Here is a 19,532-nt window from a genome sequence, read left to right on the forward strand (position 1 = left end):
CCGGCCGGATCCGAAGCAGCGCCTGTCGGGTTCGGGCCCACCTTTCGCGCTCCGCCCCGTAGCCCCGTTGCCCGAACGAATTCGACGGAGTTTTTTCACAAACGCGGCCGTAATCAATCGGAAACCCGCATTTTCCCCAGAATCTCCGTCGAATTGGTTCGACACCGGACGCTGGTGACCGGACGCTGGTGACCGGACACCGTCGGCCGGACGAAGGGCGGCGCGGGCTCGCCGCCGCCGAGCCGGTCTAGTGCCTGGGCTGGCTGAACGGCCGGGCATCTGGGCGCTTGGGCAGCACGTGGTCGCCGGAGGACTGGTGCCGGATACGGCGCAGAACCCATGGCAACAGGTACTCCCGCGCCCACTGCATGTCCTCCGTGCGGGCCTCCCGGAAGGTGCGCCCTGGCATTGGCTCGGGCTTCCGGGGTTCGAGGGCATTGGGCACGTTGAGATCGGAAAGCACCATCCGGGCGACGGTATGGTGGCCGAGGGCGTTCAGGTGCAGCCGGTCCGCAGACCACATGCCGGCATCTTGAATCTCGGTCAGCGACCAGAGGTCGGCGACGACACAGTCATACTTCGTCGCGACCGCGCGCAGGTTCTCGTTATAGATCGCGATCTTGCCCCTAATACCACGGAAAACGGGGGAGAAGCCCACATCGGCGCCCGTGAACAGCACGATGGTGGCGTTATTGCGACTCAGCCGGAGCACCTGCTCCTCGACCCGGGCGGCGATGAGGTCGGGGTCGGATCCCGGCCGGAGTACGTCGTTGCCGCCCCCGGAGAAGGTGATCAGATCCGGATGCAGCGCAAGCGCCGTCTCCACCTGTTCCACGCTGATCTGGCGGATCAGCTTGCCCCGCACGGCGAGGTTCGCGTAGGCGAAGTCCGGTGTGCCCTGGCTGAGCACCTCGGCGACCCGGTCCGACCAGCCCCGGTTCCCACCCGGACTCGTCGGCTCGGGATCACCCACCCCCTCGGTGAAGGAGTCCCCGAGGGCGACATATCGGGACCACGGATGCATCGGCGTCGTCATTGCTCCATTCTCCCCCCGCATCACGGCAGTCCGTTCACCGGGTAAGTTCGTATGACGTGAATACTCCACCCCCTTTCGGTCCTGCCCAGGGGACGAGTGCAGCCGAGCATCTCTCGCCTTCGTTCCCGGAGCGTGCCGCGTGGGGCACGGCCGGCAAATTGCGGGCCTGGCAGGCGGAAGCGCTGGAAGCGTATTTCGTGCACCAGCCACGTGATTTCCTCGCCGCGGCGACACCGGGCGCCGGCAAGACCACCTTCGCTCTGCGGCTCGCCGCCGAGCTGAAGGCCCGCCGACTGATCGACAGCATCACGGTGGTCGCGCCCACCGAGCACCTCAAGCGCCAGTGGGCGGATGCCGCGGCGCGGGCGGGCATCCGGCTCGACCCCAACTTCAAGAACGCCAACGGTCGCTACGGCAACCACTACCACGGCGTTGCCGTCACCTACGCCCAGGTGGCCAGCCGGGCGGCGCTGCACCGGCAGCTGACCCAGTCCAACCGCACCCTTGTAATCCTGGACGAGGTGCACCACGGCGGGGACGCGCTGAGCTGGGGTGACGCAATCCGGGAGGCGTTCGAGCCGGCCACCCGACGCCTCTCGCTCACCGGCACCCCGTTCCGATCTGACACCTCGCCGATCCCGTTCGTGAGTTACCTGCCCGACGAGCACGGCATCCGTCTGTCCCAGAGCGACTACAACTACGGGTATGGCCGGGCCCTCGAAGATGGCGTCGTGCGCCCGGTCATGTTCATGGTCTACGCCGGGCATATGAAGTGGCGCACCCGCGCCGGCGACGAGATGGAAGCCAAACTCGGCGAGGGTAACACCAAGGACATCACCTCCCAGGCCTGGCGCACCGCCCTGGAACCCACCGGGCAGTGGATCCCCGCAGTGCTGCGCGCCGCCGATTTGCGCCTCACCCAGGTGCGCCACGGCATCCCGGATGCTGGTGGCCTCGTCATCGCCACCGACCAGACCATGGCGCGCGCGTACGCGGCCATCCTGCAGGAGATATCGGGGGAGTCGGTGACCGTCGTACTCTCCGATGAGAAGGAGTCGAGCGACCGGATCGACGAGTTCGCGCACAACACCTCGCGCTGGATGGTGGCCGTGCGGATGGTGTCGGAGGGGGTCGACGTGCCGCGCCTGGCCGTGGGCGTCTACGCGACCAGCGCCTCCACACCGCTTTTCTTCGCGCAGGCCATCGGCCGGTTCGTGCGGGCCCGGCGCCGCGGTGAGACGGCGTCCATCTTCCTGCCCAATGTGCCCAGCCTGCTCAGCCTGGCCAACGCGCTCGAGCTGGAGCGCGACCACGCCCTCGACCGCAGCAACCGCGACGACGGCGACGACGGCATGTACAACCCCGAAGACGCCATGGTCGCCGACGCCAACAAGTCGGAGAAGGCCTCCGACGACCTCGGCGAGGAATTCACCTGGCAGGCCATCGATTCCCAGGCCACCTTCGACATGGTGATGTTCAACGGCGACGAGTTCGGCGAGCTGGCGGAACCGGGCACCGACGAGGAGTTCGACTTCATTGGCATCCCCGGTCTGCTCGAGCCTGAGCAGGTCTCCGAGCTGCTGCGTCAGCGCCAGCACCGGCAAGCCAAGCGCTCCACCGACCGGCGCAAGGATCCCGTCACCGGCGAGGTCGCCCCGGTGGACCCGCCACCGCTCTATCGCACGCTCAAGGAGCAGCGCACGCTGCTGGCGAGCCTGGTGGGCATGTGGTCGAAGCTCGCCGGCGAACCCCACGGCATGGTGCACGCCGAACTCCGGCGCGAGTGCGGCGGGCCCGCCGTCGCACAGGCCAGCGTCACCCAGTTGCAAAAACGGATCGACCTGCTCCGCCGCCGCCTCGGCCGCAGCTGACCCGCGGCGGAACCGCATCTGAGCGTCGCGGGTGCCCGTTCCGGGCGGGAGCGACCCGCTGAACGGCTACTCTCGACCGAATCGGCCTCTCAGGCGACGGCGTCCTGGGGTTCGGCGGCCGCGGTGTTCGGCACCACGACCTTCGCCCCGTCGGGAGTGACGTCCGTCACTACGTCCAAGGCGGCGAGGATGTCGGCGAGCAGGTCGTCGACGTGCTCGAGGCCGATCGAAAGGCGCACGATCCCGGCACCGGGCCGGGCGCCGGCCTCGACCGGGCGGTGGGTCAGGGAGGCCGGATGCTGCACGAGCGAGTCCACGCCGCCGAGGGAGACCGCGTGCGTGATCAGCGTGCAAGCCTCGGTGAAGCGCACGGCCGCATCGAAACCACCCGCGAGGTCGAGGGCGATGATAGACCCGGCCCCGTTCGCCTGACGGCCCAAAAGCCCCAGCGGGTCCTGCCCGGGCAGCCCTGGGTATAGTACCCGGGCCAGTGCGGGGTGACCCGCGAGGCGCTCCGCGACGGCGCCGGCGGTTGCTTGTTGGGCGCGCACACGCACCGGCAGCGTGCGCAGCCCCCGGTGCAGCAGATACGCGGCGAACGGATGCAGCACACCGCCGGTCAGGGCCCGCACCTGGCGCAGGCGCACCATCCAGTGCTCGGGGCCGGAGACCGTGCCGCCCATCACATCTCCGTGGCCGCCCAGGAATTTGGTCGCACTGTGCAGCACCAACGTGGCGCCCGAATCGACCGGGCGCTGAAGCACCGGGGTGGCGAACGTGTTGTCGACCAGCACCGGCACGCTGCCGGCCGCCGCGACCACGGCACGGATGTCGGTCAGCGCCAGCGTCGGGTTCGCTGGGGACTCCAGAATGACCAGCCCGGTGTCCGGCCGGATTGCCTGGGCAACCCCGTCGGGATCGACCCACGACACAGTCGTACCGAGCAGCCCGGTGGCGAGCACATGGTCGGTACCGCCGTAGATCGGCCGGAGGGCCACCACGTGGGGCGTGCCGCCGGCCACGGATGCGATCAGCACGGCCGCCAGCGCGGCCATCCCGCTCGCGAAGGCGACGGTGCCCTCGGTGTCCTCCAGGGCCGACAGCGCCGTTTCGAACCGGGCGACTCCGGGCTGCCAGAGTCGCTGGTACACCGCGGAATCGCCCTCGCGGATCGTACCTCCGGTGGCGAGGTTCTCGTAGGAGTCCCCGCCGCTCTCGACTCCCGCCAGCGGATTGGTCGTGGAGAGGTCGATCACGGGCACATGCGAACCGGCCGCTGTCAGCCCGGCCATCCCGCCCTGCACGGCAACCGTGTCCGGGTGCGGGGCCGATGGCCGCAGGGCAGGTCCGCGGGGAGGCAGGGGCGGCAGCGGAAGCGTTGGCGTCATGCACAGACACAAACAGATTCTGCCGCACGGCGCAATCATCCTTGCAGACCCTTGCGAATCAGCGGAAGCTTTCGCATAAACTGCTCACGGAAGAAAGAGTAGGCCGATGGAACCGAAGAAAGCCGAAATCGATCGGGTCGACCGGGCGCTCCTGCGTGCGCTGTCCGTCAACGCCCGTGCCTCCGGTGCGGCGCTGGCCGCGGAGATCGGCGTCGCCGAGTCGACCGTGTCGCTACGCCTGCGCCGGCTGCAGCAGCTGGGGCACATCCGAGGCTATCGCGCGAATATCGACCTGGCCGCGCTGGGCGCGTCCCTGCAGGCGTTGATCTCGGTTCGTCTGGTCAAGCACGCCCGCGTGCAGATCGACGCGTTCCGGGCGGCGGCGCCGCACTGGCCCGGGGTGATCGGCCTGTTCCACACCGCCGGCGCCGACGACTATCTGCTGCACGTGGCCGCGGCGGACGCGTCGGACCTGCGTGACTTCGTCCTGCAGCATCTGGCGGAGCATCCGGCGGTTGCGCACACCGAGACTAACCTTATCTTCGAGTACGTCGACGGTGACGGCTGGCAGGACCTCGTCAAATAGTTCGCTTAACGCAGACAACGCCCCTGCCGAAGCAGGGGCGTTGTCGAAGCTCGTGAGCTATGCGACTCGGAAAGCCGCCTCGCTAGTTGAGCAGTTGCGAACTTTAGAGGGCGCGGATGTTCTCGGCCTGAGGACCCTTCGGGCCCTGGGTTACCTCGAACTCGACCTTCTGGTTCTCGTCGAGCGACTTGTAGCCGTTCGATGCGATCGCGGAGTAGTGCGCGAACACGTCGGCGCTTCCGTCGTCGGGAGCGATGAAGCCGAAGCCCTTTTCAGCGTTGAACCATTTCACGGTACCTGTTGCCATTATGAAACTCCTCCAGGAGTGTTAGAAAGGCCCCGACTTTCGAGGCCGTTCGTCGCGGTATTCGTCGTCCGCTTCCGAAAGGAATACGCCGCGGCGACCGGGGTCACCGCGTTACAAGACGTGCAAGCACTACAACTACTGAGATAACCCTAGCCCACATCGCCGCGGTGCATCCAGATTCCGTGCCAATTCGGTTCCAAAGCGTTACGTTGATTGCAGGTTATGACCCGATCAGGGCGCACCCTGCACTACTCGGTGGTGACGAAGTCGATCAGCTGCTCCACCCGGCCCAGCAGTTGCGGCTCCAGATCGGCGAATGTGCGCACCCGACCCAGGATCCGCTGCCAGGCCCGGGCGATATCGGCCTGGTCCTCGTGGGGCCAGCCGAGGGCCTCGCAGATCCCGTGCTTCCATTCGATGCTGCGCGGAATCGCGGGCCACGTCGTGATTCCCAGGCGGTTCGGCTTCACGGACTGCCATACGTCGATATATGGATGCCCGACCACGAGCACATTCCGGCCGTGCGGTCCGCGCGCCACGGCGTCGGCGATCCGGCTTTCCTTCGATCCGGGCACCAGGTGGTCGACCAGCACCCCGACCCGCCGGGTGGGTCCCGGGCGGAACTCCTGCAGGAGCTCCTCGAGGTTGTCGACGCCCTCAATGTACTCGACGACGACCCCCTCGATCCGTAGATCGGCTCCCCAGACCTTCTCCACAAGCTCGGCGTCGTGCCGGCCCTCGACGAAGATGCGGCTGGCTCGGGCCACCCGCGCCGGGGCATCCCGCACGGCCATCGATCCCGAGGCGGTGCGGGCGCGGCCCTGCGGCGCCGCCCTGACCGGGACGACGAGCACCACCGGCTCGCCGTCAATCAAGAATCCGCCGCCGAGCGGAAACAGGCGCAGTTGACCGTGGCGGTCCTCCAGGGTGACGATCTTCTTCTCGATCCGCACCACGGCACCGCAAAAACCGGTCGCGACCTCTTCGACGACCAGGTCGGGCATGGCTTCCTGCGTCGGAATGACCTTCCGGCCAGCGTCCCGCCAGCCGGGGGAAAGTACATCCGCACTGTACCGATCCTGCATGTTCCGCTCGTCCATTGACGATCTTCCTCGCTCCTGCGCCTCGCCGACACCGGAATCGACGCTAGCGGATGGCCGGCACGGTCTGCGCTCTCAGGCCGGGGTGTCGGCGTCCGGTAGTAACCTGTCTCCATGTGCGGTCGATTCATCATCACAGACACGGCGTCCGATCTCGCCGCGATGTTCGACGTCGAGCACGAGGGCGAGAACCTGCCGGAACCGTCGTGGAACATCAAACCCACCGAAAAGATCCCGATCGTGCTCGAGTCAGCCAAGGCCGGGCCGGTTGTGCGCCGGCTCGAGGGCGCGCGCTGGTCCCTGGTCCCCTCATTCGCGACCGAGCTGCAGTCGTCCTTCGCCACCTTCAACGCCCGTGCCGAAACGGCGGCGGAGAAGCCCACCTTCAAGAGTTCGGTCGCCTCCCGGCGCGCGCTGGTCCCGGCCACGGGCTACTACGAGTGGCACACGGACGGCACCGTGAAGACTCCGTACTTCATCCACTCAGACGACGGTCTTCCACTGGCCTTCGCCGGCCTCTATTCCTGGTGGCGCAATCCGGCCCTGGCCGACGACGACCCGGCCCGGTGGGTACTGTCCGCGACGATTCTCACCCAGGACGCCGAGGGTCCCCTGGCCGTCCTCCACGACCGGATGCCTGTGATCCTGGCGGAAGAATGGTGGGACCAGTGGCTCGACCCCCATACTCCGGGTGACCAGGCCCTGGTCGACGCCACGGTGGCCGCCGCCCGGGAGACCGTCGGGAGCCTGAGCTATCACGAGGTCGCCCCGGTGCGCGGTGACGGTCCGGAACTCATCGAGCCCGTCGGGGCGCCGTCGACGGTCTGACGCTCGACCGGGTACGCTCGACTCATCGGCCCGGCGTGCAGTGCGGGCATCGCTCGAAAGGATCGCACCATGAACGCCGTCGCCTTCACCGTCGCAATGGCCATTTTCGTCTTCGGTCTCTGGCTGTTCGGGTTCGCGTTCGAGGTGACGGCCTGGCAGTTGCCGATCTTCCTCAGCGGCATCCTCTGCGTTTCCCTGGCCGTGGCCATCCCGGTGCAGATCCTCCGCGACTAGGTCGCAGCCCCCGGTACCATGTCGGCTTGATCGCGGCGGCCCTCCGGCCCCGAAGTGTCGGCGGATCCGTTCTCGCGCTCGAACGAGGGTTCGCGCTCGAAGACGCCGCGGGAACGGTCACCAAGCTGGACGTGCTCTCGAATGTTCCCGGCCTGGGGATGAACGAGGGCGGTTGCGACTCGGATGGCCGGTTCCCTGGCCTATTTCCCTGTGCCGGCTTTCCGGCCGCGGCCGGCTACCCCGACGGGCTGACCGTGGACGGCGACGCTGGCGTGTGGGTGGTCGTCTTCGGCGGGAGCACTGTGCGCCCGGTCCGGGAGTTTGCCGACTGACGGGCCTCGTCAGCGCAACAGGCCGGCCACCAGGTTGATCAGGGTAGCCAAGATGAACGAGCCGAACAGATACGAGAGCAGACTGTGGCGCAACGCCGTCATCCGAATTGCGTGCGTTTGCAGACTGGTGTCTGACACTTGGAAAGTCATCCCGATTGTGAAGGCCAGGTAGGCGAAATCCCCGTAACTCGGTGGCACCGCCTGGTTGAAATCCACCCCGCCGTCGGGCCCGGAGTAGTAGAGCGAGGCATAGCGGAGCGTGAACAGGGTGTGCACCAGAATCCAGGAGAGCCCGACGCTGAGCACCGCCGCCGCCGCCAGGATTCCCCGTGCGGTGACCGAGCTGGTGTCGGTCCCCACCAGCAGGAACACCAGAGCGCCGAGGCTGCCGAGGCTGCTGAGAAGAATCAGGATGTCGGCGGCACCTCGGGACGAATCCTCCCGGGTGGCATGGCTGGCCGTGTTCTGGTTGTCCATGGGGCCGATGGTGATCCACACCCAGGTGACATACGTCACGCAGGCGGCCGCCCAGCCCGCGATCGGAGCCAGGGTCCAGCTCCCGCACACCCCAGCCAGAACAGCGACGACGACACCCACCGCGAACATGCCGATAAGTCGGGTACTCGAGCGGTGGAGGCGTTGGCCGTGCGTCGTCATATGCTGATCGTGCCATTAAATCGGGTTTCTGCGGGCCGAGGCCCGGGGCGCATCCGGTGTTATGCCAGCCAGGGTCGGTAGTGTGAGGGAACGATTGGCTGGCTGTTCCATTGCCGGCCGCACTAACGCTGAAAGAGAACGCTGGATGTCAGATAGCCCGACCGCGGCGTCGCCCTACGAGGTACTCGGCGTCAGCCCGTCGGCAAGTGACGACGAACTTCGTCGTGCCTACCGTCGCCTGCTGCGCCACACGCATCCGGACGTCGGCGGAGACGCCGCCGCCTTCCACCTCGTTCAGATCGCGTGGGAGCGGGTGGGAACCCCGGAGGGGCGCGCCGACTATGACCGCCGCCGGTACCCGGACGCGTTCCCCGAGCCGGAGCGCCCCGCCTACGCCTCCGGAGCCGGCCGTGGGCAGGCCACGCAGGCTGGGCCGCGCGCGCGCATGTACGGCCATCCGGGTGGGGAGGCGCGCCAGCGTTACCTCGAACTGCTTCGGGAATGGGCCGGGCGCGGAACCTCTATCGATGACCCGTATGCCCCGACGCTGATCCGTTCGGCGCCGCGGGAGATCCGGCATTGGCTGGCGAAGGCTCTGGCCGAGGAATCAACGGCGCAACTCGTCTCCGCCCTCGGGATCGGCTTCACGGCCTGGCATGATGTGGCTGCCGGCATGCAGGGCGGCAAGGTCGATCACGTCGTGCTCGGCCCGGCGGGACTGTTCGCGGTCCTGTCCGAGGACTGGGGCGGGCCGGTGCAGCTTCGGCGCGGGGAGCTCGTCGGTGACGCCCTCGGCCCCGATGTTCGTCCGATCGAAGACGTCGAGGGTGTCGTGCGGGCTCTGGCGAAGTCGCTGCGGGTGAGGTTCACCGCTGTGCTGGTCGTGCTGCCCGACGAGGCCCTGACTGACCCTTTGACGGTCCCCGGACGTGGCCGGCGCCCGACCGTGATCACGCTGCCGAGGTCACGGCTGATCGGGGTGCTGCGCAGCGGGCTGCCCGGAATGGACCGCGGCAGCTTCGAGAAGGTGTTCGAGTTGCGGAGCCGCCTGCAGGACGGCATCCGCTTCAGTTCGGAGTAGCCGCTTCGCGCAGGCTCAGCTTGTCGGCCCAGTACCGGAGGAATTCTGCGCCGGCCGCGTCGTGGATCAGGGACCCCTCTACGATCACGGGGTAGGGGCGCTCGAGGATACCGTCGGACGGCCGCACATCCACATGCGAGACGTCATAGCCGGCGGCATGCAGGTGGTCGGCCATCAGGTAGTCGCTGCGCGAGTCGCCGACCGAGCGCCAGACCCGGGGGAGTGTTCCCGATTCGGAGAAAAAGGCCAGCGCCCGCTCCGCGCCGCGGTCCTTGTCCAGGGTGACCGACTCGATGTCGGTCGAGATGATCGTCGGGTCGATCCGGAATCCCACGGTGCCGGCCTGGTCCGGAACGACTCGATCACCGAAACGGATGCCCAGCCCGAGTTCAACCATCACCCCGAATGCGGCCTCGTTGAACTCCACCGCGGCGGCCTGGTACCGGCCGTGGTCGGCATCCGTGCGCTGCTCGACCGAGACCATGGCCTGCTTGGTCTCGTCGAAGAACATCGTGTCGCTGAACCCGTCGACGACGAGGTTGCGCAGCATATCCACGGCAGCGGTCGGCAGGGCCACGCTGTCATCGACGACGATCTCGCCCATCCCCGCGGCAGTGATCGGGAACCAGACGGCTCCCTTCTCGCAGACCCCGTACATGCGCATCGACTCGGGCAGTCCGGCTGCGCGGAGGGGCGCGACAACCTTCTCGCGGATGAATGTCGACGACCGCCCGGTGATGAATGCGATCGGAACGTTGGCTCCGGCCAGGCTGATCAGATCCGTGATGATGCTCGGTATGGCGATGGTCCGGGACACCGGACTGGCGATCGGCCCGTCCACGTCGAGCAGCAGGCCGAGGGGGGAGACGGTATCGCGCATACCCCAGTGTTTCATGGGCGGCCCCTTCGACCGGTCAGCGGGCTTCGACCGTCACCTTCCCGTTGGCGGTCGCCGCAGTGATGGAGCGGCGGGAAGAGGAGTCGCTCGGGACCGACCCGCTGTCTCTCTCGCCGTTGGTCGCGCGGGCGTCCACCCGGTAGGTCACCCCGTCCGCCGGCAGCCCCACCGTGACCGCACCGTTGGTGCTCCGGGCCTCGGCCGACGTCGACGGGTCGAGAAAGTCGAGTTTGACGCAGGGAGTGCCGTAGCCGACGAGGCTACCCGGCCCGGGAACGCCTATCCTTGGTCAAGATGATTACCCGACGAATCGCCGCCCTGCGCCTGGATATCCCGATCGAAATGGCGCAGCGCCACGAACTGCCCTCCCGGATGTCGGAGGCTGAACTGGCCGAGATCGAGCGCAACCCGCCGGCGTGGCTCGTGCAGTCTCGGGCCAACCGCACCGGCAAGAAGCCGGTCTGGGTGGAACTACGTTGTGATGTCTGCGGGTTCTCCGAAGCCGCGCGTCCCAAGAAGTGGTGGCCCGCCTTCACCTATCTGACCTGTGACTACCACGGATCCGAGGAACTCCCAGATGCCGCCGCCGGCCTCAGTCGCACCGAGGTCGACGGCATCGGCAACGCATTCATCGGCATCGTCGACGAGGCACCCTAGGTGAGTGTGAGTCCTGGTCGTCTCCGGTCTCGAACCAATTCGACGGAGATTTTAGGTCAAACTCCCGTTTTTTAGCCCACGGGCGCTGTTTAGAGCAGAATCTCCGTCGAATTCGTTCGGGATGAAGTTGTCGCAGAGCCCCGGACTCGACCGACAAGGATCTTGCGGCGCACGTTCGTCCCAAGTGGCAGCGATCAGGCCAACCCGGACTATACCCCCATAGGTATACGGGGCATAACTCCGAGCGTACACCTCCCGCGGTGTGTCCCGGCACCCGACAGGTGTCGGTCCGTCGGCGCCGGGTGGAGTAATTTGGCGGTAGCCGCCTGAGACCGGAGGACTTCTGCCATGCTGCGCACACTGGGCATTTTGATCGCCCGTCACCGGTTCACCTCTCTGCTGCTCTGGGCGCTCACGATCGCCGCGTGCGTGGCGACGGCACTGATCGGGGTGACGGGGGAGAACCTTTTCCAGCGGCTCTCCAGCGCCGGACCCACCGTTGAAGGCGAGGCCAGCCAGGTAGCCAATCTGCTGCAGGGCACCGAGGGCGCAGACACGGAATCTCTCTCTCTGCTGATCCACGACGTCGACCTGTCCGCCCCGGACCTGGGCCTGATCCTCACCGCGGCCACGACCGACCTGTTGGAAGTCGACGGGGTATCAGAGGTCATCAACCCGCTCGCCATCCCACCGCTCCCTGACGGCTCGCCGAACCCGGCTGCGATGCCTCTCCTGGTGCCCGACGGCACCGGACTGTTGCTGAACGCCCAGATGGTGGCACCAGACGGTGACCTCAGTGATGACCTGCTGGGCGAGGTGGAAGAACGGCTCGGCGTGGCGGCCGACGAGGTCCGGCAGCTTGAGCCGGACGCCACCGTGGAAGTCGGCGGAACCCCGCTCCTGGTGGAATCCCTGGTGGCGGTCGCCGAGGCCGACCTGCAGAAGGGCGAGCTGATCGCGTTGCCGATCGCCCTCCTCGTGATGCTGGTCATCTTCGGCGGATTCCTGGCGGCCGGCATCCCGCTGATCGGGGCGTTGGCGTCGATCGCCGGCGCTCTCGGGGCCCTCTTCGGCTTCAGCTACCTGATGGAAATCGACACCACGGTGCTCAACGTCATCACCGTGATCGGGCTGGGGCTCTCCATCGACTACGGGCTCCTGATCGTCAGCCGGTTCCGCGAGGAGTTCCGGGCACTCGTGGAGCGGGCCGGCGACAGCGAAACGCGTACGGAACGTCACAAGCTGATGCTGCAGGCGGTGGGCATCACGGCGGACACGGCCGGCCGCACGGTGCTCTACTCCGGTCTGACCTTCGCCATCGCCACGGTGGGCCTGCTGGTCTTCGAACCGACGATCATCCGTGCCATCGCCATCGGCGCGGTCTCCGTGGTGCTGATCGCCATCCTGACGGCGCTCGTTCTTGTGCCGGCTCTGCTCGGGTACTTCGGCGAACGGCTGCTGAAGCCGGGCCTGCTGACCCGCATCCCCGGCCTCGGTCCCCTCCTGACCCGTTTCGGCGACGTCGCCCCCCGGGAGGGCGTCTTCTCCCGGCTGACTCGCCGCGTGCAACGGGCGCCCGTGCTCGTGGCGCTCGGGGGCATCGCCGTGCTCCTCCTGCTCGGCAGCCCCGCGCTAAACATCAACGTGTCCAGCGGCGGCGCCGACGCCATCCCGAAGGCCTCGACCCAGTACGGGTTCGTCACGGCGCTGAACGACCACTTCCCCCTCGCCACGGCCCCGCTGGTGCAGCTCGTCTCGGACACCGATGAGGCGTCCGCCGCGGCCTGGGCCGAGGAGGTGGCGACGCTGCCGAACGTCACCGGCACGACACCACCGGCCCTGGTGAACGGGCATTGGGTGTCGCGCGTCGGCGTCGACCAGAACGCGGGCCCGGCCGTTGTGCGGGAGATCCGGGACTACCGGCCCGACTTCGACCACTGGGTCGGCGGCACGGATGCCGCGTCGGTCGACTATGTCGACTCATTGGTCGCCGGCGCGCCCTGGGCTGCCCTGATCATCGCCGGGGCCACGTTCCTGCTGCTCTTCCTGATGACCGGTTCCGTGGTCATCCCGCTCACCGCCCTCGTGATCAGCGTCATCTCGCTCGGCGCCTCCGTGGGCATCCTGGTCTGGGGTTTCCAGGAGGGAAATCTCGCAGGCCTGCTCGATTTCGATGCCGATACGATCGCCGGGGTGGACCCTCTGGTTCTGACCCTCGTGCTCACCTTCGGCTTCGGCCTGGCCATGGACTACGAGATGTTCCTGCTCGCCCGGATCAAGGAGCACTACGAGGCGGGTGAGGCCACGCGGCTCGCTATCGAGACGGGTCTGCAGAGCTCGGGCCGGATCATCTCCTCCGCGGCCCTGATCATCGTGATCGTGTTCGCCGGGTTCGCGACCGGCAATCTGCTGCAGATGAAACAGATCGGCGTCGCCCTCGCCGTGGCCGTGCTGCTGGACGCGACCCTCGTGCGCACCATCGTGGTTCCCGCTGTGATGACCTCGCTCGAGAAGGGCCTCTGGTGGGCGCCGAGGTGGTTGCATCCGATCTACGCCCGCTTCGGGATGCGGGAGTAGGGCGGCGGCTACACCGAGGTCGGCTCGTCCAGGTCGTCGTGGTGGATCCGGTCGGCCAGGCTGCCCAACGGCTCTCCGGTGCCGCCCCACTGCTCGGCGATGATCTCCGCGGCGATGGACACGGCCGTCTCTTCCGGGGTTCGGGAGCCGAGATCCAGCCCGATGGGGCTGTGCAACCTTGCCAGCTCCGCCTCGCCCACACCTGCCTCGCGGAGCCGGGTCAGTCGGTCCTCGTGAGTGCGCCGAGACCCCATCGCACCGATGTAGGCGAATGGGCCGCGGGTCAGGGCCACCTTGAGGAGCGGCACGTCGAATTTCGGGTCGTGGGTGAGCACGCAGACGACGGTGCGCTCATCCACGAGCCCGGCCGCGACCTGCTCGGCCAGGTAGCGGTGCGGCCAGCCGACGATGACCTCGTCGGCCTCCGGGAACCGGGCCGGCGTGGCGAAGACCTCGCGGGCATCGCAGACGGTGACACGGTAGCCGAGGAAGGAAGCCAGCCGGGCCAGGGCGGCCGCGAAATCGATGGCGCCGAACACCAGCATCCGTGGGCGCGGGGCGTAGCTGTTGACGAAGACCCGCATGCCCTCACCGCGTCGTTCACCGTCGGGACCGTAGGTGAGGGTGCGGTTGCGTCCGGCGGCCAGCAGCCCGCGAGCATCGTCGCCGATGGCCCGGTTCGCCCGTTCGGAGCCCAGATCGCCGTCGAAGCCGTGCGGCCGGATGATCAGGTGTCGGCCTAGACGGCTGGGATCGGGGTGCGCGATCACGGTCGCGACCCCTACCGGGGCCGATCCGGTGATGTCCTGCTCCACAGCGGCCAGCTCCGGGAAGCTCACCTGGCTGACTGGCTCGACGAAGACGTCGAGGATGCCGCCGCAAGTCAGACCAACGGAGAAGGCGTCGTCGTCGCTGATGCCGTAGCGCACCAGCACCGGCCGCCCATCCTCGATCACCTGGGTCGCGAGGTCGTAGACGGCACTTTCGACACAGCCGCCGGAGACCGAGCCGACCACCTCCCCGTCGGCGGTGACCAGCATCGACGCGCCAGCCGGCCGGGGGGCGGACTGGAAGGTGCGCACGACGGTGGCCAGGCCGGCAATACCGCCGGCCTGCCATCCCGTCAGCAGCGGGTTCAGAACCTCACGCACAGGTGGTGACCCTTCCGGTTTCGCTCATCCGGGTCTACCGACCGCCGGCGCGGCGGCCGATCCAATAGGCGACAAACGCCACCGCTGCGATCACGTCGAGTAGCCTGGGCAGGCTGCTGAGCTGATCCATCACGATGCCCTTGGCCAGATCGAGGGCGTTCAGGCTGGTCTCGGCGGGCGGCTGCGGCGCCCGGGAGGTAGGCGCCGTCGTGATGAGGGGCCGGGCCGGCGGTGCGGCGGGCGGAGCCGTCGCGGTTCCCGTCCCACTGACCGTCTCGGCGGTCTGCCCGGTCGTGGCCCCGGCAGCAGGCACCGCCGGTTCCGGAGCCGGACCCGTGACCATGGCCTGCAGGTTCTCCGCGAAGAGGGCCATCATCTGGTCCGTGACGCTGCCGATGATGCCGCGCCCCACCGCGGCCACCTTGCCGGAAAGCGCCACCTCGGCAATGACCGTGCCCTGGGTCTCGCCCTCCGCCTCGACGAGGGTGAGGGTGGCCGTAGCCTGCGCCGTGCCCTGACCGCGGGTCTCCTGAGCGCGCCCCTCGAACACGGCGCGGTGCGCGGTCGCATCGCGTTCGAGAACGGTCATCTGACCTCTGTACTGAATGGTCACCGGACCCAGTTTCACTTTCATTCCGACCTGATAGGCGTCATCCGAAAGCTTGTTCAGCACCTGTGCCCCCGGAACGTAGCCGGCGACACGTTCGAAGTCCATCAGAGTCTTCCACACCTCGTCGATCGGTGCGACGACGGAGAACGTGCTGTTGATGTCCATCAACGGGTCCTCGTATTCTCGTGTGGGTACGAACGGTCGGCGCGAATCGCCGCCGCCACTTCTGCCAGGGCCGCATAGCTGTGCCCGCTGACGAACGCGTCGACAAAGGGCAACGCGGCCGCCATGCCGCCCACCACCGGCTGGTAGTGCAAAGCGATCTTCCTGGGGTTGACCCAGATGATGCGGTAGGCCAGGCGCCGCAGGCGGGCCATCTGGGTGTGCACCGATTCCGGGTCGTCCAGCGCCCACCCATCCGAGATGATCACGACGACGGCCCCGCGGGCGAGGCCACGTCGACCCCAGGCATCCGTGAAATGGCGGATGCTTTCTGCCAGCCTGGTGCCGCCTGCCCAGTCCTGGGTGCTGGCGGCAGCCCGTGCCAGAGCCTGGTCCGGGTCGCGCACCGCGAGCTGACGGGTCAGCCGGGTTAATCCGGTCGAGAAGATGAAGGCTTCGGCCTCGGCCTCCGCGATTGCACCCTGCAGGAGCGACAGGAAAACCCGCGTGTACGGCTCCATCGACCCGGACACATCGCACAGCAGGATCAAACGGCGCAGTCGCGTGCGCCGGCGCCGGTAGACCAGGCGCACCGGTTCCCCGCCGCTGTGCTGCGCCGCCCTGACCGTGCGGCGCAGGTCCAGCCTCGGGGCGCTCCGGGAGCTCTTCCAGGTGCGGCTGCTGACGCGTTCCGGCGTGGCGAGGGCGATCCGGCGCACCAGGCGACGCATCTGGGCGACCTCGTCCGGAGCCAGGACCGGCGGCTGGGGCAGCGGCGCCTGGTCCGCCGCGATCGCGCAGCACAAAGTCCAGTTCGAAGAGCTTGTTGATGTCGATCAGCCACTCGGGTCTGGCCAGACGGAGCTTCATCATCGGCTGAAGACTCTGCCCGCCCGCGATGACCCGGGACTCCGGACCATGGCGCTCGAGTCGGGTGATCGCATCGTCGACCGTGCTGGTGCGCACATAGTCGAGGAAAGCTGGAATCGTGTCACGTAGTGCTCCGGGGCCGCCGGGTTGTCAAGGCGAATCGGGACGGCTCCGGGCCGCCGGGGATTCGGCCGCTGGGAGCGACCGTCCCGCAGCGGAGAACGTCGAGGGTTCAGTGGCGGTCCCGCAACGGGAAAGGCCCCGGCGACGAATCGCCGGGGCCTCATGCACTGTCTCAACCAGCGCTCGTCCGTTCACAGCAGAACCATGACCGGAAGTATGCGCTTAGCATACAGGCACGGTGATCGGTGCCGGGGGATGGTCAGGTTCGGGTCGGCGGCCGGAGTCGTCCCCGGGCCCGAGGGCCCCGGAGCGCAGCCCCAGCTCGTGTTCGGCGACGGTGCGCACGAGACCGCGCAGCCGCTGTGCATGGCCGTAGCGCACGATGGCGTGCGCGTTCAGCCCGTCGATGATCGCCAAAAGCTGCCAGGCGACGGCGTCCGGGTCGATCGCCCGGAATTCGCCGCGCGCGCAGCCGGTGTTCAGCAGGACGGCCAGGAACGCCTGCCAGGCGTCCATCTGAACGCCCACCTCCACGGCGAGCGCAGGGTGGCGTCGGCCGAGGCTCCAGGCGTCGAGCCAGACCGCGGTCACGGTGCTGCGTTCGGGTCCGAGCAGAGTGTCGATCAGCGTCTGCAGGGCCGCCACGGCTGTCTCGCAGGGCGCTAGCTCCTCCGCCACCTCGCCGATCTCGGCGGCCACGATCGCCCCGAAAGTGGAAGCCACCAGGGAGTCCATGCTCGGTTGGTAGTGACTGACCAGGGCCGGGGTCACCCCGATCCGGGAGGCGACCGCACGCAGTGTGAGGGCCGACAAGCCCTCGTCAAGGGCGATCTCCCGGGCGGCGCGGGCGATTTCCGCCGCCCGCTCGATCGGTGCTTTGCGCCGCGATGCGCTCGGATCGGTTGACATGAAACCTGAGTCTATATATCTTTAGCCAACGGTTATTGATCAAGTGATCAATTATTCCGCAGGGAGGTCTCGTCATGCTCGTGATCAACGCGCCCGGCATTGCCGAACCGCTGACCCGCACGTCGGGCGAGGCCCGGCCGCCGCTCCGGGTCGGGCTCGTGCAGCACCGCTGGCACGTCAACGAAAACGCGCTGCGCGCGGAGCTGGCCGAGGGCATCCGTCTGGCCTCCGACCAGGGTGCCCGCGTCGCCTTCCTGCCCGAGCTGACGCTGCGCAAATACCCCGGCAACGCACGGGCACAGGGTGTGCCGAAGCTGACGGCCGAGGACCTGCTGACCGGACCGACCTTCACCTTCGCGGCTGAGCAGGCCAAATTGCACGGCGTCGTCGTGCACGCCTCCCTCTACGAGAGACCGGACGCAGAGGATGCACCGGAGGACCCGCGTGGTTACAACACGGCCATCCTGGTCTCGCCGACCGGTCGGCTGCTCGGCCGCACGCGCAAACTGCACATCCCGGTCACCGAGGGCTACTACGAGGACACCTGGTTCCGACCGGGCCCAGCCGAGGACGCGTATCCCGTCTATGCGCCGGAGGAACTGGGCGGTGCCCGGATCGGGCTGCCCACCTGCTGGGACGAATGGTTCCCCGAGGTGTCGCGGCTGTACGGCCTCGGCGGCGCCCAGCTGCTGGTCTACCCCACGGCGATCGGCTCGGAGCCCGGCTTCCCGACGTTCGACACCCAACCGCTCTGGCGGCAGGTGATCGTGGCCAACGGGATCACCAGCGGCCTCTTCATGGTGGTGCCCAATCGTCACGGCGACGAGGGCGACCTGACCTTTTACGGCTCCTCTTTCATCTCTGACCCCTACGGTCGTGTGCTCGTGCAGGCTCCCCGTGACGAGTCCGCGGTGCTGGTCGCCGACCTCGACCTGGCACAACGGGAGGAGTGGCTCACGCTGTTTCCCTTCCTGGCCACCCGACGGCCGGACAGCTATGCGGGGCTGACCACGCCGGTCGACCCGGCTCATCCGTTCGGTGCGATGGTGACGTCGGGGGAGTCGTGACCTGGCTGATGCCGGCGGAGACCGCGCCGCAGGACCGGGTCTGGATGGCATTCCCGGTGGACGGCTACACGCTCGGCACGGATGCGTATTCCGCCGACGAGGCGCGCGGCACCTGGACCGCGGTTGCCCACGCGGTCCTCGAATTCGAACCCGTCACCATGGTCGTCGACCCGGCCGAGGTGGCGACCGCTCGGCGGTACCTCTCCGCGGAGATCGAAATCATCGAGGCACCACTTGACGACGCCTGGATGCGCGACATCGGCCCGTCCTTCGTGCTGGGTGATGACGGGCAGCTGGGGGCGGTGGACTGGGCATTCAACGGTTGGGGTGCCCAGGATTGGGCGCGCTGGGGCAAAGACATGGAGGTAGGCAGGCTCGTCACCGCCGCCTCTGGCGCGAGTGCGATCTCCTCGGTGCTCGTGAACGAGGGCGGTGGCATTCACGTCGACGGCGCGGGAACGGTGCTGGCCACGCAGACCGTTCAACTGGATCCGGGCCGGAACCCCTACGTCGACCGGGCGAGGATCGAGGCCGAGTTCGCCCGTACCCTCGGCGCCACCCGCCTGGTCTGGCTGCCGCGCGGCCTGAGCCGGGACCAGCAGCGCTACGGAACCCGCGGCCATGTCGATATGGTGGCCGCCCTCCCGTCGCCCGGAACGGTGTTGATACACGCGCAGAACGACCCGGCCCACCCGGACTATGCCGTGACCAGGCAGCTCCGCGCCGTTCTCGCCGAGGAGACGGATGCGGCGGGCCGGCCGTTCACCATCGTCGACCTGCCGGCACCGGCCGCACTCACGGACGAGGACGGCTTCGTGGACTACAACTACGTCAACCACCTCGTCGTCAACGGCGGCGTGATCGCCTGCGGCTTCGGCGAGGAACGGGCCGACCAGGTCGCCCGGGAGATCCTGGCCGCGGCGTATCCGGGCCGAACGGTCGTGTCGGTCGAGGCGCGGCCGTTGTTCGCGCGCGGCGGCGGCATCCACTGCATCACCCAGCAGCAGCCATCGGCCGGGTAGTACGCCGCGCCACGCTTACTGCCGCAAGGTGAACGTTCAGGGGACTGTGGCACGATTGACAGGTTG

Annotated in this window: 21 protein-coding genes and 1 pseudogene; 10 read left to right on the plus strand and 12 right to left on the minus strand. The window is 68.0% G+C overall.

Features of this window, described 5'->3' with window-relative positions; all coding sequences use genetic code 11:
* Positions 1-247 precede the first annotated feature (247 nt).
* Complete coding sequence (locus E3N86_RS14335; protein ID WP_134512204.1) at positions 248-1,036, minus strand: SGNH/GDSL hydrolase family protein; 789 nt, start codon at positions 1,034-1,036, stop codon at positions 248-250.
* 56 nt (positions 1,037-1,092) lie between these two features.
* Between E3N86_RS14335 and E3N86_RS14340 the strand changes: the two genes are divergently transcribed.
* Positions 1,093-2,907, plus strand: coding sequence for a DEAD/DEAH box helicase (locus E3N86_RS14340; protein WP_104102145.1), 1,815 nt, complete (start codon positions 1,093-1,095; stop codon positions 2,905-2,907).
* An 89-nt stretch (positions 2,908-2,996) separates the two neighbouring features.
* On the opposite strand, the gene E3N86_RS14345 is transcribed toward E3N86_RS14340, so the two are convergent.
* Positions 2,997-4,295, minus strand: coding sequence for a PLP-dependent aspartate aminotransferase family protein (locus E3N86_RS14345; protein WP_134512205.1), 1,299 nt, complete (start codon positions 4,293-4,295; stop codon positions 2,997-2,999).
* Between the two features lie 106 nt (positions 4,296-4,401).
* Between E3N86_RS14345 and E3N86_RS14350 the strand changes: the two genes are divergently transcribed.
* On the plus strand, positions 4,402-4,881 hold the full coding sequence (locus tag E3N86_RS14350; protein ID WP_104102139.1) for an Lrp/AsnC family transcriptional regulator: 480 nt from the start codon (positions 4,402-4,404) through the stop codon (positions 4,879-4,881).
* A gap of 103 nt (positions 4,882-4,984) precedes the next feature.
* On the opposite strand, the gene E3N86_RS14355 is transcribed toward E3N86_RS14350, so the two are convergent.
* Positions 4,985-5,188, minus strand: a complete 204-nt coding sequence (locus E3N86_RS14355) for a cold-shock protein (RefSeq protein WP_035840308.1) — start codon at positions 5,186-5,188, stop codon at positions 4,985-4,987.
* A 248-nt stretch (positions 5,189-5,436) separates the two neighbouring features.
* A complete protein-coding gene (locus E3N86_RS14360; RefSeq protein WP_104102232.1) occupies positions 5,437-6,273 on the minus strand; it encodes a DUF3097 domain-containing protein in 837 nt (278 codons plus the stop codon).
* A 129-nt stretch (positions 6,274-6,402) separates the two neighbouring features.
* Between E3N86_RS14360 and E3N86_RS14365 the strand changes: the two genes are divergently transcribed.
* The 3 genes from E3N86_RS14365 (at position 6,403) to E3N86_RS14370 (ending at position 7,682) form a co-directional block, all read left to right on the plus strand.
* Positions 6,403-7,116, plus strand: coding sequence for an SOS response-associated peptidase (locus E3N86_RS14365; RefSeq protein ID WP_134512206.1), 714 nt, complete (start codon positions 6,403-6,405; stop codon positions 7,114-7,116).
* A gap of 69 nt (positions 7,117-7,185) precedes the next feature.
* A complete protein-coding gene (locus tag E3N86_RS16940; protein WP_158250294.1) occupies positions 7,186-7,350 on the plus strand; it encodes a hypothetical protein in 165 nt (54 codons plus the stop codon).
* Between the two features lie 26 nt (positions 7,351-7,376).
* Positions 7,377-7,682 (plus strand): hypothetical protein, encoded by a 306-nt coding sequence (locus E3N86_RS14370; protein WP_134373686.1) that lies wholly within the window; start codon positions 7,377-7,379, stop codon positions 7,680-7,682.
* A gap of 9 nt (positions 7,683-7,691) precedes the next feature.
* On the opposite strand, the gene E3N86_RS14375 is transcribed toward E3N86_RS14370, so the two are convergent.
* Complete coding sequence (locus E3N86_RS14375; protein ID WP_241976878.1) at positions 7,692-8,339, minus strand: DUF1345 domain-containing protein; 648 nt, start codon at positions 8,337-8,339, stop codon at positions 7,692-7,694.
* A gap of 145 nt (positions 8,340-8,484) precedes the next feature.
* On the opposite strand from E3N86_RS14375, the gene E3N86_RS14380 reads away from it, so the two are divergent.
* Positions 8,485-9,420 carry a DnaJ domain-containing protein gene (locus E3N86_RS14380; protein ID WP_104102128.1) on the plus strand — a complete coding sequence of 312 codons (936 nt, stop codon included), beginning with the start codon at positions 8,485-8,487 and terminating at the stop codon, positions 9,418-9,420.
* On the opposite strand, the gene E3N86_RS14385 is transcribed toward E3N86_RS14380, so the two are convergent.
* Positions 9,407-10,315: a hypothetical protein gene (locus E3N86_RS14385; protein ID WP_241986165.1), complete on the minus strand. Its 909-nt coding sequence runs from the start codon at positions 10,313-10,315 to the stop codon at positions 9,407-9,409. The two genes, E3N86_RS14380 and E3N86_RS14385, sit on opposite strands and share 14 nt — an antisense overlap.
* A gap of 19 nt (positions 10,316-10,334) precedes the next feature.
* The gene (locus E3N86_RS14390; protein ID WP_174843025.1) at positions 10,335-10,487 is read right to left on the minus strand and encodes a hypothetical protein; all 153 of its coding nucleotides are present in this window, start codon (positions 10,485-10,487) and stop codon (positions 10,335-10,337) included.
* A 125-nt stretch (positions 10,488-10,612) separates the two neighbouring features.
* Between E3N86_RS14390 and E3N86_RS14395 the strand changes: the two genes are divergently transcribed.
* Positions 10,613-10,975 carry a hypothetical protein gene (locus E3N86_RS14395; protein ID WP_104169945.1) on the plus strand — a complete coding sequence of 121 codons (363 nt, stop codon included), beginning with the start codon at positions 10,613-10,615 and terminating at the stop codon, positions 10,973-10,975.
* 348 nt (positions 10,976-11,323) lie between these two features.
* Positions 11,324-13,552 (plus strand): MMPL family transporter, encoded by a 2,229-nt coding sequence (locus tag E3N86_RS14400; RefSeq protein ID WP_134512207.1) that lies wholly within the window; start codon positions 11,324-11,326, stop codon positions 13,550-13,552.
* A gap of 8 nt (positions 13,553-13,560) precedes the next feature.
* Here the strand turns inward: E3N86_RS14400 and E3N86_RS14405 are convergent, their stop codons facing one another.
* The 5 genes and pseudogenes from E3N86_RS14405 to E3N86_RS14425 all read right to left on the minus strand — a co-directional run bounded on the left by E3N86_RS14405 (position 13,561) and on the right by E3N86_RS14425 (position 17,377).
* Complete coding sequence (locus E3N86_RS14405) at positions 13,561-14,703, minus strand: XdhC family protein (protein ID WP_134342873.1); 1,143 nt, start codon at positions 14,701-14,703, stop codon at positions 13,561-13,563.
* A 34-nt stretch (positions 14,704-14,737) separates the two neighbouring features.
* The gene (locus E3N86_RS14410; protein WP_134512208.1) at positions 14,738-15,478 is read right to left on the minus strand and encodes an SRPBCC family protein; all 741 of its coding nucleotides are present in this window, start codon (positions 15,476-15,478) and stop codon (positions 14,738-14,740) included.
* The gene (locus E3N86_RS14415; protein WP_241986168.1) at positions 15,478-16,281 is read right to left on the minus strand and encodes a VWA domain-containing protein; all 804 of its coding nucleotides are present in this window, start codon (positions 16,279-16,281) and stop codon (positions 15,478-15,480) included. The genes E3N86_RS14410 and E3N86_RS14415 overlap by 1 nt, the downstream gene beginning before the upstream one ends.
* A gap of 52 nt (positions 16,282-16,333) precedes the next feature.
* Positions 16,334-16,441: pseudogene (locus E3N86_RS17525) on the minus strand (xanthine dehydrogenase family protein subunit M); the annotation flags it as partial.
* 249 nt (positions 16,442-16,690) lie between these two features.
* A complete protein-coding gene (locus E3N86_RS14425; protein ID WP_134512209.1) occupies positions 16,691-17,377 on the minus strand; it encodes a TetR/AcrR family transcriptional regulator in 687 nt (228 codons plus the stop codon).
* Positions 17,378-17,451: 74 nt separating this feature from the next.
* Here E3N86_RS14425 and E3N86_RS14430 point away from each other — a divergent pair, with 74 nt between their 5' ends.
* The gene (locus E3N86_RS14430; RefSeq protein WP_134512210.1) at positions 17,452-18,444 is read left to right on the plus strand and encodes a nitrilase-related carbon-nitrogen hydrolase; all 993 of its coding nucleotides are present in this window, start codon (positions 17,452-17,454) and stop codon (positions 18,442-18,444) included.
* Positions 18,441-19,466: an agmatine/peptidylarginine deiminase gene (locus E3N86_RS14435; RefSeq protein ID WP_104102107.1), complete on the plus strand. Its 1,026-nt coding sequence runs from the start codon at positions 18,441-18,443 to the stop codon at positions 19,464-19,466. The genes E3N86_RS14430 and E3N86_RS14435 overlap by 4 nt, the downstream gene beginning before the upstream one ends.
* Positions 19,467-19,532 lie beyond the last annotated feature (66 nt).

The sequence above is a fragment of the Cryobacterium sp. Hz7 genome, assembly GCF_004402815.1.
GTDB classification, from domain to species: Bacteria; Actinomycetota; Actinomycetes; order Actinomycetales; family Microbacteriaceae; genus Cryobacterium; species Cryobacterium sandaracinum.

Bases quoted from the DNA above. Each gene is read 5' to 3' on its own strand.
- E3N86_RS14365 (WP_134512206.1), top strand. From the start codon at position 6,403: ATGTGCGGTCGATTCATCATCACAGACACGGCGTCCGATCTCGCCGCG.
- E3N86_RS14360 (WP_104102232.1), bottom strand. From the start codon at position 6,273: ATGCAGGATCGGTACAGTGCGGATGTACTTTCCCCCGGCTGGCGGGAC.
- E3N86_RS14385 (WP_241986165.1), bottom strand. From the start codon at position 10,315: ATGAAACACTGGGGTATGCGCGATACCGTCTCCCCCCTCGGCCTGCTG.
- E3N86_RS14375 (WP_241976878.1), bottom strand. From the start codon at position 8,339: ATGACGACGCACGGCCAACGCCTCCACCGCTCGAGTACCCGACTTATC.
- E3N86_RS14425 (WP_134512209.1), bottom strand. From the start codon at position 17,377: ATGTCAACCGATCCGAGCGCATCGCGGCGCAAAGCACCGATCGAGCGG.
- E3N86_RS14410 (WP_134512208.1), bottom strand. From the start codon at position 15,478: ATGGACATCAACAGCACGTTCTCCGTCGTCGCACCGATCGACGAGGTG.
- E3N86_RS14335 (WP_134512204.1), bottom strand. From the start codon at position 1,036: ATGACGACGCCGATGCATCCGTGGTCCCGATATGTCGCCCTCGGGGAC.
- E3N86_RS14430 (WP_134512210.1), top strand. From the start codon at position 17,452: ATGCTCGTGATCAACGCGCCCGGCATTGCCGAACCGCTGACCCGCACG.
- E3N86_RS14345 (WP_134512205.1), bottom strand. From the start codon at position 4,295: ATGACGCCAACGCTTCCGCTGCCGCCCCTGCCTCCCCGCGGACCTGCC.
- E3N86_RS14355 (WP_035840308.1), bottom strand. From the start codon at position 5,188: ATGGCAACAGGTACCGTGAAATGGTTCAACGCTGAAAAGGGCTTCGGC.
- E3N86_RS14350 (WP_104102139.1), top strand. From the start codon at position 4,402: ATGGAACCGAAGAAAGCCGAAATCGATCGGGTCGACCGGGCGCTCCTG.
- E3N86_RS16940 (WP_158250294.1), top strand. From the start codon at position 7,186: ATGAACGCCGTCGCCTTCACCGTCGCAATGGCCATTTTCGTCTTCGGT.
- E3N86_RS14380 (WP_104102128.1), top strand. From the start codon at position 8,485: ATGTCAGATAGCCCGACCGCGGCGTCGCCCTACGAGGTACTCGGCGTC.
- E3N86_RS14395 (WP_104169945.1), top strand. From the start codon at position 10,613: ATGATTACCCGACGAATCGCCGCCCTGCGCCTGGATATCCCGATCGAA.
- E3N86_RS14400 (WP_134512207.1), top strand. From the start codon at position 11,324: ATGCTGCGCACACTGGGCATTTTGATCGCCCGTCACCGGTTCACCTCT.